This window comes from Psychromonas antarctica, assembly GCF_022267535.1.
Taxonomy (GTDB): Bacteria; Pseudomonadota; Gammaproteobacteria; order Enterobacterales; family Psychromonadaceae; genus Psychromonas; species Psychromonas antarctica.
This window is the reverse complement of sequence record NZ_JAHNZV010000012.1, coordinates 56971-73032: the sequence shown is the minus strand read 5'-3', so window position 1 is coordinate 73032 and position 16062 is coordinate 56971. Positions and strand designations below refer to the sequence as shown.

Annotated in this window: 12 protein-coding genes and 1 pseudogene; 7 read left to right on the top strand and 6 right to left on the bottom strand. The window is 40.7% G+C overall.

Annotated features, from left to right (window positions below; all coding sequences use genetic code 11):
• The 7 genes and pseudogenes from KSO91_RS05345 to KSO91_RS05315 all read left to right on the top strand — a co-directional run.
• Nucleotides 1-2562 (top strand): annotated as a pseudogene (locus KSO91_RS05345) (Ig-like domain-containing protein); the annotation flags it as partial.
• A gap of 194 nt (nucleotides 2563-2756) precedes the next feature.
• Nucleotides 2757-4940, top strand: a complete 2184-nt coding sequence (locus tag KSO91_RS05340) for a type I secretion system permease/ATPase (protein WP_238741918.1) — start codon at nucleotides 2757-2759, stop codon at nucleotides 4938-4940.
• Nucleotides 4937-6310: an HlyD family type I secretion periplasmic adaptor subunit gene (locus KSO91_RS05335; protein WP_238741913.1), complete on the top strand. Its 1374-nt coding sequence runs from the start codon at nucleotides 4937-4939 to the stop codon at nucleotides 6308-6310. The genes KSO91_RS05340 and KSO91_RS05335 overlap by 4 nt, the downstream gene beginning before the upstream one ends.
• 32 nt (nucleotides 6311-6342) lie before the next feature.
• Nucleotides 6343-7728 (top strand): TolC family outer membrane protein, encoded by a 1386-nt coding sequence (locus tag KSO91_RS05330; protein ID WP_238741912.1) that lies wholly within the window; start codon nucleotides 6343-6345, stop codon nucleotides 7726-7728.
• Entirely contained in the window at nucleotides 7725-8330 is a 606-nt protein-coding gene (locus tag KSO91_RS05325; protein WP_238741911.1) for an OmpA family protein, read from the top strand. The genes KSO91_RS05330 and KSO91_RS05325 overlap by 4 nt, the downstream gene beginning before the upstream one ends.
• Before the next feature lie 12 nt (nucleotides 8331-8342).
• Entirely contained in the window at nucleotides 8343-9038 is a 696-nt protein-coding gene (locus KSO91_RS05320; RefSeq protein WP_238741910.1) for a transglutaminase-like cysteine peptidase, read from the top strand.
• Nucleotides 9039-9045: 7 nt separating this feature from the next.
• Entirely contained in the window at nucleotides 9046-10977 is a 1932-nt protein-coding gene (locus tag KSO91_RS05315; protein ID WP_238741909.1) for a bifunctional diguanylate cyclase/phosphodiesterase, read from the top strand.
• 114 nt (nucleotides 10978-11091) lie between these two features.
• Here KSO91_RS05315 and hisIE read toward each other — a convergent pair whose 3' ends face one another.
• The 6 genes from hisIE to hisC form a co-directional block, all read right to left on the bottom strand.
• A complete protein-coding gene (gene hisIE, locus KSO91_RS05310) occupies nucleotides 11092-11721 on the bottom strand; it encodes a bifunctional phosphoribosyl-AMP cyclohydrolase/phosphoribosyl-ATP diphosphatase HisIE (RefSeq protein ID WP_238741908.1) in 630 nt (209 codons plus the stop codon).
• Entirely contained in the window at nucleotides 11718-12491 is a 774-nt protein-coding gene (hisF, locus tag KSO91_RS05305; protein WP_238741907.1) for an imidazole glycerol phosphate synthase subunit HisF, read from the bottom strand. The genes hisIE and hisF overlap by 4 nt, the downstream gene beginning before the upstream one ends.
• Before the next feature lie 70 nt (nucleotides 12492-12561).
• Nucleotides 12562-13299 (bottom strand): 1-(5-phosphoribosyl)-5-[(5-phosphoribosylamino)methylideneamino]imidazole-4-carboxamide isomerase, encoded by a 738-nt coding sequence (gene hisA / locus KSO91_RS05300; protein WP_238741906.1) that lies wholly within the window; start codon nucleotides 13297-13299, stop codon nucleotides 12562-12564.
• Nucleotides 13300-13899: an imidazole glycerol phosphate synthase subunit HisH gene (gene hisH, locus KSO91_RS05295; RefSeq protein WP_238741905.1), complete on the bottom strand. Its 600-nt coding sequence runs from the start codon at nucleotides 13897-13899 to the stop codon at nucleotides 13300-13302.
• Nucleotides 13896-14966, bottom strand: coding sequence for a bifunctional histidinol-phosphatase/imidazoleglycerol-phosphate dehydratase HisB (gene hisB, locus KSO91_RS05290; RefSeq protein ID WP_238741904.1), 1071 nt, complete (start codon nucleotides 14964-14966; stop codon nucleotides 13896-13898). The genes hisH and hisB overlap by 4 nt, the downstream gene beginning before the upstream one ends.
• A gap of 9 nt (nucleotides 14967-14975) precedes the next feature.
• Nucleotides 14976-16046: a histidinol-phosphate transaminase gene (hisC, locus tag KSO91_RS05285; protein ID WP_238741903.1), complete on the bottom strand. Its 1071-nt coding sequence runs from the start codon at nucleotides 16044-16046 to the stop codon at nucleotides 14976-14978.
• Between the last annotated feature and the right edge of the window lie 16 nt (nucleotides 16047-16062).

Here is a 16062-nt window from a genome sequence, read left to right as displayed (position 1 = left end):
GCTTACACCTTCTCACCAGCGGCCAACTTTGTCGGCGCGATGCCACAAGTGACTTACGCGCTGGTTGATAATAACGATCCGGCGGACACCGATACATCCACCTTGGATATTGCCGTGACCGCGGTGACCGATGCCATGAGTGATGACAATGAAACGCTCAGCACCGCCGAAGATACGGTTAAATCAGGTAATGTGATGGATGTGACGGATGCTGATAGCAGCAGTCACTCGATCACCACGTTCACCGTGGCAGGCGATAGCGCAACCTATACGGCGGGCGACACTGCGTCCACTGCAGCTGGCACGATTACGATCACCAGCACCGGCGCTTACACCTTCTCACCAGCGGCCAACTTTGTCGGCGCTATGCCGCAAGTGACTTATGCGCTGGTTGATAATAACGATCCGGCCGATACCGATACGTCCACGCTGGATATCGCTGTAACAGCCGTTGACGATGCTCCGATTGCCGAAAATGGTGCTATCACCACATCAGAAGATACCCCCTATACATATCAAGCTGCTGATTTCAACTTTGCTGATGTCGATGGTGATTCTCTCTCCGCAATAAGAATTGAATCTTTACCTGTGATGGGCCATCTTTACTACAATGGAATTGTAATAACGGCTGATGCTAATGGTATTGTAGCCTTAGAAATCGCTGTTTCAGACATTAGCAAGCTTACTTTTGAACCTGATTTGAACCAATCAGGTTCAGATCAATATGCTGATGTTGGCGTTGGTGATCAAAAGACTGACTATGCAGATTTTTCCTTTAGCGTACAAACAGGTGCTGAATGGAGTTCAAATATAGCTACATCTGCTATTAATGTTACGCCAGTTGCAGATGCTCCGACATTAAGTGTAACCAGTGAAACAACTGTGAGTAAAGAGATCAATATAAGTAATGTTGATGATAAAACGAGTGGGTATGTAGTAACTGCAATAGATGCGAAGGGCGTCGAAACGACCATCAGTCATCATGCAATACCAGAGGGTTTTGGTGTCAGTGGTGTTGCTTCCGGTAATACCGGTGCTGCCGATGAATTAGGTGGTTCAGAAAAACTCACTGTTACGGTTGATAATGAAATTTCTTCTGTTGATGTCTCATTTGCATGGAAAAATTCAACTGAAACGGCTAAATATACTTTCTATAAAGGGACTGAAATAGTCGGCTCGGCTACAAGTTATGGGGGCACGGATGGTGTTGATGCCGCCGTAGTACTCAAACCCGTAAACGGTTCTCTGTTTGATAGAATAGAATTTAGTGCACCGAGTAAAGTTGATGATTACCTCATTCATTCAATAACATACGAGAAAATCGAAACCTCTATGGGAGATATCGTTATAGACAGGGATACGTCTATTGCACTTAATGTTGCTTCAGGTTTAACGGATACAGATGGTTCAGAAACATTAGCCGTTGCCTTAAATGGTATTCCAAAAGGTTTCACTCTCACGGATGGAAATGGTAATACATTTACGGCTAGCGCTGACAATGCCAGTGCCATAATTACAAATTGGGATTTGCATAACTTAACACTAATACCAAGTGCGGCTATATATGTAAATTCTTATACCTTAGAGGTTGTCGCGACTGCGACTGAAGGCGCAGGTAATGTAGCCGCAGCAGTAAAATCTGAACAGTTTACAATCACATTTAATGATACAGATAGTTTTGCACAATTTTCAGGCACAAACGCTAACGATAACATTGTAGGCAGTGATGCCAGCGATGTGATTGTAGCGGATGGATCTAAAAACCCTAATGGCATCGGTGATGATCTAATTCATGGTGGAGAAGGCCATGATATCATTTTTGGGGATCTTGCTCCTAAACCTCAGGGCACAGAAGAAGCCTATGCAGCATTACAACGTTATGTAGCTGGGCAGACAAATCAATCTATTACTGATGTTAACGTAATCGATGTGCACCAATATGTTAGCAACCATATTAATGAATTTGGTGGCAGTGATATCAATGACGGTAATGACAGTTTAATTGGTGGTGCGGGCAGTGATATTTTATTTGCTCAAGGTGGTGATGATAGACTTGGTGGTGGTCTCGGAAATGATCTACTGATTGGTGGTGATGGACAAGATACCTTGATCGGTGGATTAGGTGATGATATTTTAACTGGCGGGAATGACGCTGATACATTTGTGTGGCAAGAAAATGTAAGTGGTGTTGATCATATTACTGATTTTAATGTTGCCGAAGATAAGCTTGATTTAAGCGGGATTTTACATGATGAAATTGGAACTTCTCAAGCAGAAACTATTGATAATCTTAGTTCTTTGTTAGATTTTGCCTTCCAAGATGATGACAATAATGTTACATCAACCTCTATTTCAATTCATGCTGTCGATAACGCCGGATATGTTACAACTGATATCTCTCAAACCATTATTTTAGATGGCGTTGATCTTTCCGGCGGAGATTTAAGTATTAGTGATTCAACGATTATTAATGGTTTATTGACTGGGGGCGTGTTAATTGTCGGTGATTCTACCCCTGAAATTGCGACTATTATCGTAGAGTTAGATGAAACTATTCAGTAAGTGATTTCTTGCTAATCGTAAACACAAAAAATAGATTGTTTGTGATTAGTTATGTTTGGCTTTGATTATACGTCGTGATTATCTGTTGTTGTGAGTGACTCGAAGTGCTTCTTTAAAATTGTTGCACTTCTTATCCAGTTAACAGAAAATACTTTTTAATCAATCTGTTATTATCCTTACGAGTATTTTATTTGATGCCTTCTTTAGCACAGCAACAACAACAGTGGACTATCAACAGCGGACAGCGAATTAGCGAGGATCCGCTTCTAGATTGTTTAGTACTACTAAGTGATCATTTTGGTAACCCATGCTCTCCCGATGCCTTATCGGCAGGATTGCCGCTAACAAGTAGCAATCTTTCTCCTGAATTATTGCCTCAGGCCGCCGAACGGGCTGGTTTGAGCGCGAAGTTAAGCCGCAAAAGCCTCAATAATCTACCGACTATGTTATTGCCCTGCATTTTATTGCTTAAAGATCAAAAGGCGTGCATTTTACAAGAGCTGGATATTAAAGCTAATAAAGCAGTTGTATCTCTACCTGAAACTGGGGGCGAAGAGCAGTTAACAATTGAAGGATTGGAGTCGGTTTATGTCGGCTACCTATTTTTAATTAAGCAAAAATATCATGGTGATCGTGATTTCGATGTCCATTTAGGCGGTACTAAAAAACACTGGTTATGGGCATCTATTCGGCAATCCGCACCTGTTTATCGGGACGTGATTATTGCTTCTATTTTAGTTAATATCTTCGCTTTGGTTTCGCCTTTATTAGTGATGAATGTCTATGACAAAGTGGTACCTAATCTTGCCTTTGAAACTTTATGGGTGTTGGCTATCGGCGCTTCTATTGCCTACACCTTTGACCTTATTTTAAAACAGTTACGCAGTTATTTAATTGATGTGGCTGGTAAGAAAATTGATCTGCAAATATCGTCCAAACTCTTTGCTAAAGTGATTGGTATCCCGTTAGAAAAACGAGCAGCCAGTGTTGGTGGAATGGCAAGGCAGCTAGGGGAGTTTGACAGTGTACGTGAGTTTTTATCTTCAGCGACTGTCACCGCATTAGTGGATTTGCCCTTTTCGATTCTGTTCGTTTTTATTATCTGGCTAGTGGCAGGGGACTTGGCGTTTTTCTCTGTTATTGCCGCGTTGCTTATTATTGGTTATGCATGGCTAGTACAGTCTAAATTACGCCATGCTATTGAAGAGAGTAATAAATTCTCAGGCTTGCGTCACGGCCACTTGGTTGAAAGCCTATCGGCAATTGAGTCTATTAAGGCCAATGGTGCAGAAGGCGTTATTCAAAATGCCTGGCAACAGATGTTAGGACATACTTCTGACTGGCAATTAAAAACCAAAGTGATCACCAATTCAGTTGCTAACGTATCCAGCTCGGTGGTACAGATGACCGTGGTCGCGGTGATTGTATTAGGTGTATATCGAGTCTCCGATGGCCTTATTTCGATGGGCGGGATTATTGCTGCCGTGATGTTATCTAGCCGTGCAGTTGGGCCGATGGCAAAAATCGCATCACTCATGACCCGTTATAATCAAACCATTACGTCTTTAAGACAGCTCGACGGTATTATGGATCAAGAGGGCGAGTTCGAAAATAAAGGGCACCTAGCGAGCCGTACTAAATTAGAAGGGGGCATCGTTGTTGAGCATGTTGGTTTTCATTATCCCAATATTGAAAAGCCGGCTTTATATCCTTTGTCTATTACGGTAAAACCGGGTGAAAAAATAGCAATTATTGGTCGAAATGGTTCAGGTAAAAGTACGCTTGCCAAAGTGATGCTGGGATTATTTCAGCCTACGTTAGGTAGTGTTCGTTATGATGGTTTGCATCAAGGACAGATTCATCCTAGTGATCTGCGCCGTAATTTTGGTTATTTGCCTCAAGATATAGTGCTCTTTCATGGCTCCATTAAAGACAATATTTTATTTGGCACAAAACAAGTGACCGAATACCAATTGATCCGTGCGGTCCAGCTTTCCGGTGTGAGTATGTTTACAGATCTTGAATCGGGAGGCTTAGATCAGCAAGTGGGTGAGGGTGGAAAATCTTTATCTCGTGGTCAGCGTCAGGCTGTCGCGTTGGCTCGTGCAATTTTAAATGATCCGCAGATTTTATTATTTGATGAGCCGACCGCTAGTTTAGATGCACGTGCAGAAAAACTATTTATGAAATCAATGGCACAAACAGTGCGAGATAGAACGATGTTTTTAATTACACATAAGATGCACCTTTTGCAGCTGGTTGATCGCATTATAGTGCTTGATAAAGGGCATTTGGTCGCTGATGGATCTAGAGACGTTATCCTTGAGCAATTAAAAAATGGCTTGTTAGGTGGTGCGACGAAAGAGGCGCAACAATGAAGATAACCAAAGAAGATATTGAAATGGTTGATGATGTATATGGTGCTATGCTAACGCAAGCTCCCAGCGTTCACCGTTTAACTATTTGGTCATTAGCCGCATTATTTGTGTGTTTTTTTCTCTGGGCATACTTTGCGGAATTAGATCGTGTCACCCGAGGAGAAGGAAAAGTGATTCCTTCTACGCAGGTACAAATCATTCAAAGTCTAGATGGCGGAATTTTACAAGAATTATATGTGAAAGAAGGGATGATGGTAAAAAAAGGACAAATATTAGCGCGTATTGATGATACTCGTTTTCGTTCTGATATGGCACAGCAAAATAAAGAAGTGGATGCACTGCGTGCTGATATTATTCGCTTACGGACCGAACTAAGCAGTATTTTAGTCGCCGATGTGGCTGATTGGAATAAGCAAATTATGATCAGTAAAAAATCTCTAAAATTTCCTGATGATTTAAAAGAAAATTCTAAAAAATTAGTACTACGTCAGCAGGATGAATATAATGGACGTCTTAATAACCTTGAAAATCAAGTCGCTATACAGGGACATCAGATAATACAACGTCAACAAGAGGTAAAAGAGTTAGATTCTAAGATTGACACATTGAAAACAAGTTTGAAGTTGGTAAATAGAGAACTTAAGTTAACGCGGCCTCTTGCAGAAAAAAATATTGTTCCTGAAGTGGAGTTACTCAAACTAGAGCGCACGCTGAATGATATTCAAGGTGAATTAAACTCACTACGTTTGCTAAAACCAAAACAACAATCGGCCTTTGAGGAGGCTGTTTTAAAACGTCGGGAAGCAGTGCTTAAGTACCGTGCTGATGATCGTGCACAACTGAACGAATTACAATCAAAATTTTCTCGGATAACAGAAGCTCAGGTGGGCGTGCAGGATAAAGTGAAAAAAGCATTAATTACGTCCCCTGTTATCGGGACTATCAATACGGTCTATATCACTACATTAGGTGGCGTTATCAAGCCAGGACAAGCGTTATTAGAAATCGTACCAACGGAAGATAAATTATTAATAGAAGCTAAAATATTGCCTAAAGATATCGCTTTTATTCATGTGGGCTTACCCGCGAGAGTAAAAATAACGGCTTATGATTTTACCCGTTATGGTGGACTCGAGGGGACAGTTGAACATATTAGTGCAGACACGACCCAAGATGAACAAGGCAATAGTTTTTATATTATTAGAGTGCGAACAACAGAATCAAACATGCACAGTAAAGATATGCAAAATATGCCAATTATTCCCGGCATGATGACATCTGTTGATGTGATGATCAGCAAAAGAACGGTACTTGAGTATATTTTAAATCCGATTTTAAGAGCAAAAGAGATGGCGCTCAGAGAATATTAGGTGATAGTGGTTCAATTAATTATGGAGATATAATGAAACCCTTAAAAATAAATTCGGCAAAGAAAAATACCACAGGTTTATTATGTGCAATGTTACTAATGCCTGTCATAGTAAACGCTCAGTCATTAGAGCAGGCGGTTGCTTATACATTAGACACTAATCCACAGCTTCGCGCGACCTATACGCGTTTTAAAGTTAGTGAAAAGCAGGTCGACCAGGCACAATCGGGTTATTTACCTAGCCTTGACTTAACCGGCGGCTACGGCTACGAATATACGGATAGCCCTAGTACGCGGCGATCTGCGGGTGATGATAGTGAAAATTTAATGCGCAGGGAGTTAGGCCTTAGCCTTAAACAAAATCTATTTAGCGGATTTCATACCAGTAGCGAAGTTAGCCGCACTAGCTCTGCAGCGAGTGCGCAGCAATGGCGTTTATATGCTGCAGCTGAGGATTTGGCTCTAGATGTCAGTAAAGTTTATATCGACTTAATTAAAGCTGAACAGTTGGTGGTGTTATCGGAGAAAAATCTTAAATCCCATCAACAAATTTTTGATCAGATTAAACAACGTACCGAATCGGGATTCAGTAGTAGTGCCGACTTATCACAAATAAATGGTCGTCTTGCCAAAGCGCATTCGAATCTGATCGCTGCAAAAAATAATTATCTGGACAGTAAAGCGATGTTTTATCGAACTATTGATCAACGCCCTGAGAACTTAGTTATTCCTTATCCTGATGCATCACTATTACCTGCAAGTGAAGAGGAAGGCTTAAAACGTGCACTTGCTAATCACCCTGTTATTAAATCTGCAGTGAATGATATTAGTGCGGCACATTATCAATATGAAACCGCGAAATCGAACTACTACCCGAAAATATCACTCGAAGTGAATGCAAACTTTAACGATAATCTTGATGGTGAAGATGGCCGCAGTGGAGATGTAGGAGGCGAGAATAATGAAGTGCTGGCGATGGTTCGTTTTTCCTATAATATTTTCTCTGGCGGTAAAGATGAAGCGTATGCCAAAGAAACAGCTTATAAAATGAATGAAGCGAAAGAGCTGAATCGCAATGTTCACCGAGAAGTCACTGAAGGGTTTACTCTTTCCTGGAATGCTTTTGAACAACTCAATTTGCAAAAGAAATATATCAAAATGCATGTGATTGCGGCAAAAGATACTCAATCAGATTATCAGCAACAATTTAGTATTGGTCAGCGTAGTTTATTAGATCTGCTCGATACTGAAAACGAGTTATACCAAGCGCGCATTGACTTTCTAGGTGCTGAAATGTCAGAGATCACTGCACAATACCGTATTTTGAACTCAATGGGTTTATTACTCGATTCATTAAGGGTGACACGACCAATATCTTGGCAAGGTGAAAAACAATTTGCAGGAGGTGTAACACAATGAACTATGTAATGACAATTATCTTAACTTTAGCTGTCTCTGGTTGTTCTGTACATATCGAAGAGATGACGGCAGCCCCTACAGTACAGCAGTCTGACTTAACAGATAGTGAAGGTGATGGGGTAATTAATGCCCGTGATCTTTGCCTCAACAGCTTCACGGGTGCGCAGGTTAATAATGATGGCTGTGGTTCTGATCGCATTGAGAAAGTAAGACGTACACTGTTGGTTAATTTTGCCAACAATTCTTGCCTTGTTGAACCTAAGTTCTTACCGGAAATAAAAAATTTATCGGATTTCATGAAAGAGCATCCGAGCGCTAACCTGACAGTCGAAGGACATACCAGTATACGTGGATCAAAAGAGCTTAATAAAAAGTTATCACAAAATAGAGCGCAAGCAATTAAGGACATATTAGTCAATGAATTCGCTATTGATGAACACCGTATTACACCTATAGGGTACGGTTTTGAGCGACTTCTGTTAGAAGGTGACGACGAATACATCCATGCACGTAACCGCCGTATTGTTGCAGAACTTTCCAGTGAAAAGTCATTTACTGATATGAAATGGACAATCTACAGTGTTGATGAAGTTGCAGAGTAAGTATTTGCGACGATGAATATTATTGCCAATAAAATTTGGCTGTTCTTTTCTTGCAGTGTACTACTGTTGATGGGGACAGCTTTGCTTTATGCTAAATCGTCAAGCCAGTTAAATGAGCCTGAAATTGTAAATGCGCTTTACAGTCATTATGGTGAGCGGGCTGCTAAAAGGGGGCAGGCTTGGTTTAACATGATGCAAGGAGCCTATAATTTAAGTGAGCTTGAAAAACTTAAAAATGTTAATAACTTTTTCAATCTTTTGCGTTTTATTGATGACATTAAGCTTTGGGGTGAAAAAAACTACTGGGCCACACCGATTGAGTTTATTGGAGTCAATGGGGGGGATTGTGAGGATTTTGCCATTGCTAAGTATTTCACTTTACTTGAGTTGGGAATTGTCGATGAGAAAATGCGCATCACTATGGTAAAAGCGGTAAAGTTTAACCAATATCATATGGTCGTGGCTTATTATGAGACGCCTTCTTCAGTGCCATTAATTCTTGATAATATTGACGGAAATATCAAAACAGCAGCACGGCGTAAAGATTTAATACCCATCTACAGTTTTAATGGTAAACAGCTTTGGCTTAATAAAGAGAAAGGGCAGGGTGTGGTTGCGGGAGAATCTAAACGTCTCAAGAATTGGGCCAATTTAAATTATCGTATGGGTATCTCAAAGATGAGACAACCAGAACTGAGCTTGGAGTAATCAATAAATGACACTTTTCAACCAGATTAATTCATTGTTATTTGGACTTTTTTTATTAGTAATGTCTAGCTTAGTTTACTTTCAGTTTACTGAAACAAAAGAATTTATGAGCAATCAGATGGCATCCGATCTGAATAATACCAGTACCTCTTTAAGTTTAATGTTAAAACCTCATTTAGAAACGGGTGATGTGGTAACCGTTGAGACCTTAGTTAATGTTATTTTTGAAGGTGGTTTTTACCAACAAGTGGATCTAACATGGCTTGCGGATAACAAACAGCAAACCTGGGTTAATCCAGTTGTAGTTGAAGATGTACCACAGTGGTTTATTGACTTAGAGCTGTTTAAAGCACAGACCCAGGAAACCACTATCACATCGGGTTGGTTACAATTAGCGACACTGAAAATAGAATCGAATCCTGCTATAGGTTATCGTGAATTATGGCGAATAATGAACGATACTGCGATGGTGCTTTCCGCTATTTTTTTAATATTGATTTTTGTCATGCGCATTCGTCTAAAAGTGATTTTAAAACCTCTGCATGACGTTGCCATTCATGCGCGAGAGATTTCGCAACGCAAATTCAAACCTGATCTGCCATTACCCACTACGACTGAATTGAATGATGTTGTTGGTGCTATTAATTCTATGTCGGCTCAGCTAAAGCTCGTTTTTAGTTCGTTAGATGATCAGGTCAATGCTTTAAAGCATGATAAGTTTACGGATCTGGTTTCATTGCTTCCTAATCGTTTGTATTTAACTGGGCAGTTAAATAGTTGGCTAGATGAGCCTGGATTTGGTGGACTTCTATTAGTTAAACTTGACTGGTTAGAAGAGATACATAGTAAATTTGGCTATCAAGTGCGTGATGAAACAATCAAGATTCTCGCTAATAAGTTTCAAGAAAGTTTACCTAATAGTACCGAGAGTGTAATTGCACGCATTTCAAATACAGAATTTGCCTTTCTTGTTAGCAAAGGCGATCGCAATCAAATAACTGAATATCTGCAGGCATTGATTCGTTTGATTAATCAAGAGATGTTAAAAGCCGGATGTGAGCCAAACCGCCAGTTTGCAATTGGTGTTAGTGAGCGGACTAACCAAGTAACACGGGCAGAATTATTATCACAAGCAGATAATGCCTTGCAAAAAGCGTTCAATGAAAACAAAGTAAGTGAATGGTTTTACGTTGATACACAGCAAGAGCTTAGTCGAGAAGAGTGGCGTATCCATTTAACCAACGCAATTAGTACTAACCAGTTCTTATTGCAATGGCAGCCAGTCCATTATAGTGAAAGCGGTGAAGTGATGCACCGTGAAATATACTGTAGTCTAAAAATGGACGACAAAATTGTGCGAGCAGGTCAATTTATGCCTTATATTGAACGTTTATCAATAGGGCATAAGTTGGATCGTTGTTTACTTGAAAACATAAAGCAAGCACAAATTTTAACGCTAAATAAAGAACCAATAGCGGTGAACTTAGCCCGAGAGAGCTTAGTTAATACAGAATTTCATATTTGGTTATCTTCATATTTGGATAAGCTCTCCAATCCAGAAAAGCTGTATTTTGAAATCCCAGAATCAGGTATTACAAGCAATTTAGAAGCTTGTGGTCAATTGTGTGAGATCATTAAAAATGGTGGTGCACAGTTCGGTATTGATAACTGTGGTAGGCAGATGGGATCCTTAGATTATCTGCAGGAACTTAAACCTTATTATATTAAACTGGATCTTTCTCTGTCTTGTTATAACAGTGAGGATCAAGAAGATAATCGCCATAACCTTGAGCTTTGTCGGGCACTGGTAAATATTGCCAGAGGCTTAGATATTAAAGTTATTATTACCGGTATTGAAGACAACATGCATTTACAGACTGTTAAAACGCTGAGGACAGAAGGTTATCAAGGTTATATTGCTCCACCTGTTGATATCTAATTGCAAAGTCGATAATTATTAATTTATTTATGCTTACTAAATTAATGGAATTGCGATAAAAAAGCCCGTCGTTGATTTATCAACGACGGGCTTTTTTAAATGGATTGAGGCTTTTTATTTACTGTGGCGTTCTTGTAGTTTTGCTGCGATATCTGAAATTTTAAGACCTTCATTTTGCAGTAATACGATGAGGTGATATAAAAGGTCAGCACTTTCGCAGGTAAGTTCATCCATATCTTTTGCCATTGCTGCCAATGCAACTTCAACGCCTTCTTCGCCTACCTTTTGTGCAATACGTTTAGTGCCTCGTTCGTATAAGCTTGCGGTATAGCTGCTTTTTGGATCCGCACCTTTACGACTGGCAATGATTTTCTCAAGATCCGCAATGAAGGTAAGGGCTGGTTGTAACTGACCTTTGAAGCAACTTTCCGTGCCTAAGTGGCATGTTGGGCCTACAGGCTCAACGATTGCTAGTAAAGTGTCATTATCGCAATCAGTGCTAATTTCAAGCACATTTAAAAAATTACCTGATTCTTCTCCTTTACACCATAAACGTTGTTTGGTGCGACTAAAGAAAGTCATTTTGCCAGATTCAAGCGTTGCCGCTAATGCCTGTTGGTTAACATAACCGAGCATTAAAACTTTACCGGAGGTACGGTTTTGTACAATGACGGGCATCAGGTTGTCAACTTTAGCCCAATCGAGTGAGTCGAGTTGTGCTTTATTCATTAGTATATTGCTCATAATCTGATCTCTACCTGCTGTGTTTTAAGGTAAGCTTTTAACTCACCAATATTAATTATTTGTTTATGAAAAACGCTTGCGGCTAATGCGCCATCCACATCAGCATCATTAAATACGTCGGCAAAATGCTTCATTTCACCTGCACCACCCGAGGCTATCAAGGGGATATTACAAATTGCACGTGCTTGTCTTAGTTGCTCAATATCGTAACCACAGCGCACGCCATCTTGATTCATTACATTGAGTACTATTTCACCCGCGCCGCGAGATTGTACCTCTTTGATCCAATCGAAGGTGTTCCATTTAGTCGTTACCGTTGCATCTTCATTGCCGGTAAACTGCTTAACTTGGTGTTGGCCGGTTTCTTCGTCAAAATAAGAGTCGATACCAATGACAATGCACTGCACACCAAATTTTTCGCTAAGACGATTGATTAGACTCGGATCGGCAAGTGCGGGGCTGTTAATCGATACTTTATCGGCGCCAAACTCTAAAATACGACGCGCATCCTCTTCACTTTTAATGCCACCTGCTACACAAAAAGGGATATCAATCACTTCTGCTACGCGGCTTACCCAGCTTTTATCCACAACACGGTCGTCTGAACTTGCAGCAATATCATAAAAGACCAGCTCATCGGCCCCTTCTTCTGCGTAACGTTTTGCAAGAGGGACTATATCACCGACAATCTCGTGGTTGCGAAATTGTACACCTTTTACGACCTGTCCGTTTTTTACATCCAAACAAGGAATTATGCGTTTTGCTAACATCTGGTATCCCTCTTAGTGCTGTTAACGTATTCCGTTAAAATCAGACTATTTTTAACATTCAAACAAGGAACTATGCGTTTTGCCAGCATTGAATTGCCTCCTTAACCGTAAATTTTCCTTCCAGCAGTGCGCGTCCTACAATCATGCCTGAAGCGCCAGAACGAGCCACTTCTGTAATATCATCTAAGGATCCAATACCACCTGATGCTTGCCATGCCACTTGTGGATAGGTTGTGGCCATCTCTTTGTATAGCGCTACGTTAGATCCAGTTAATGTGCCATCTTTAGAGATATCGGTGCACAATACATGTTTAAGGCCAACGGCGAGATAGACTTCCAGCAGAGATTCAATAGTTTGTCCGCTTTCTTCCTGCCAGCCGGAAACGGCAACAATCTTATTACCTTGTGCATCGATATTAATATCAAGTGCTAGCACGATATGCTCAGCGCCATATTTTTCCATCCAGCCGGCTACCATTTCCGGCTCTTTAACAGCGGTTGAGCCAATAACAACACGTTGCGCACCGGCATCTAATAAATCTTTGACATCTTGCTCTGTGCGTACACCGCCTCCTATCTGTATTTTAGCGGGAGTATTAGTAATCAGACTGGCAATAACAGTCAGCTGACGTTTACTGACATCTTTAGCACCATCCAAATCCACTAAGTGCAGCCACTCAGCACCTTGCTGATTGTAGATAGAAAATTGACTTTGCGGATCGTCACTGTAAATGGTTTTTTGTGCGTAATCCCCTTGATATAAGCGGACTACTTTGCCGTCAATAAGGTCTAATGCGGGAATGATCATCTAAAGCTCCAAGAAGTTTTTAATTAGTTGCGCACCGGCCTTACCAGAGCGTTCCGGGTGGAATTGCACCCCGTAAAAATTGTCTTTATTAAGCGCTGCGGTAAATGGAGAACCGTAATCACAACTTGCAATAGTGCACTCATTAACAGGCAATGCATAACTGTGAACAAAATAGAAATAGCTGCCAGGGGGGATGTCTTTAAATAAAGGCTCATCTAATTTAGGTGTGATCTGATTCCAGCCCATATGAGGTGAGCGTAATGGTGCTACATCCATTTTTTCAATATGGCCTTCAACAATACCAAGCGTTTCGATAATAGGCTGATCGCCAAAACCTTCTTCAGAGGCGATCGCTAATATCTGCATGCCTAAACAGATACCTAAAACAGGTTGTGTGAGATTTTTAATTGGCTCAATCAAATCACGTTCGATAAGGTTGGCCATCGCTTCTTTAGCCGTGCCCACGCCGGGTAAAAAGAGTTTATCTGCTTGCTGTAAAATCTGCGCATCTTTACTCACGGTCACTTTATAACCGAGACGTTCAATGGCGAATTTCACCGATGATAGGTTAGCGCAACCCGTATCAATAATAACTATCATAAGACACCTTTGCTTGATGGCAGGTCAGTACCGACTATTTGTATACTTTGGCGAAGTGTGCGCCCAAATGTTTTAAATAAACCTTCCACCATATGATGTGCATTTCCATTTTCAACTTCAAGATGCAGTGTGGCGCCGAGCGATTGTGCCAGTGAGTAGAAGAAATGCTCAACCATTTCCGTTGACATCGTGCCCACTAACTCACGCGGAAAGTTGGCTTTAAATTTAAGGTATGGACGACCTGATAAATCCAGTGTACAACTTGCTTTAGTCTCATCCATTGGTAGTACAAAACCAAAGCGGCCAATACCACGTTTATCACCTAATGCATGCTTTAATGCTTCACCAAGTGCCAGTGCGGTATCTTCAACACTGTGATGATCATCAATATGTAGATCACCTTTAACGCTAACATCCATTTGAAAGCCGCCGTGGGTGGCAATTTGATCTAACATATGGTCAAAGAAACCCATACCCGTATCGATATGGTTATCGCCGGTTGTGTCCAAATCGACACGTACATTAATATCAGTTTCTTTTGTCGTACGGGTCACCGATGCAATACGTCCTTTGCTGGTAAGCTGTTTAACTATTGCTGGCCAATTTAATGTTTCTTTATTATATAAAATACCGGTGATGCCCATGTTTTCTGCAAGCTGTATATCGGTAATACGATCACCAATTACATAAGAATGGGCAAAATCTATTCGTCCTGACTTTAAGTATTCACTGACCATGCCTAAATGGGGTTTGCGACAACTGCAGTTATCTGCGGGAAAGTGAGGACAAAGTAGGGTGGCTTCAAATTTTACGCCTTGTGAAGCAAAAATTTCCATCATTTTATTTTGTGGGATATCAAAATCAGATTGAGGATAACTATCTGTACCTAACCCGTCTTGATTAGAGACGATCACTAAAATATAACCTGCACTTTGCAGTGTTAATAAACTTGGGATAACATATTCTTCAAATTTTAACTTTTCTAGGCTATCAACTTGTTTATCACTGATCGGCTCATCAATTAATGTACCGTCTCGGTCGATGAATAGAAATTTTTGTTTACTCATTATTAGGCCCTATAGCGAATTTAAAGTAGTTAAAGTCGATTCTATTTCAGCTTTTGAACCGATACTAATGCGGATGCAGTTTTCAAGACGAGCTTTGCTGGCAAAGTCACGCATGATAATGCCATCTTTAGCAAATGCTGCGAATACTTTTGCTGAGTCTTTAAAACGAACCAGTATATAGTTACCTGTCGCTGGAAATATCTCCGTAATACAAGCAATTTTTTTAAGACCCGTTTGTAACAGCTGACGATTATTATTAAGTGTATCAACTCGTTTTTTCATGACCAGCAAGCCGTTTTCTGAAAGTGCTTGAGTGGCAATTTGTGCAATAGGAGCTGGTACGGGATAAGGAGCAATGACTTTCGATAGCAATTCAATTACGGAGGCTTGCGCAAGTGTAAAACCACAGCGGATAGCCGCTAGCGCAAATGCCTTAGACAAAGTACGGGTGATCACTAAGTTTTCATGTTGTGCAATTAAATCAACTTGGCTCAGTTCCGGGCAAAATTCAATATAAGCTTCATCTGCAACAATTAAGACTTTACCTTTTGTTGCTTGTAATAAGTTAACTAATTTTTGTTTGTCGAGCATATTACCTGTGGGGTTATTCGGGGCGCATAAAAAGACGATTTTAACCTGACTAGTGGGTTTACTGACTGCACGTTCAACGGCGGAGTAATCAACATCAAAATTGCTATCAAGTGCCACTTCCTGAATTGCCACACCGCACGTTTCTGCGCTAATAGCGTACATGCCGTATGTGGGAGGACAAATTAAAATGCTATCCGCCCCGGGTTCACAAAAAGTGCGAATCAAGATCTCAATACTCTCATCAGCCCCACGCGTGCATAACAGTTGATCTTTTTTAACTAAGGCATAGTTTGCGTAAGCACTGATTAACTGCGGGGGCTGAAATTCAGGGTAGCGGTTAAGTTTGCTGGAATCTAATTGGTATTCGCTGCAGTCAGGGGCTTCATTGGCGTTTAACCATACATCGCCTTTACCACCAATACGGCGTGCAGAAAGGTAAGGTGTTAATGCTTGTACTGTTTCACGGGCGAGGTATTTTATATCACTCATCTGTTTCTATCTTCCC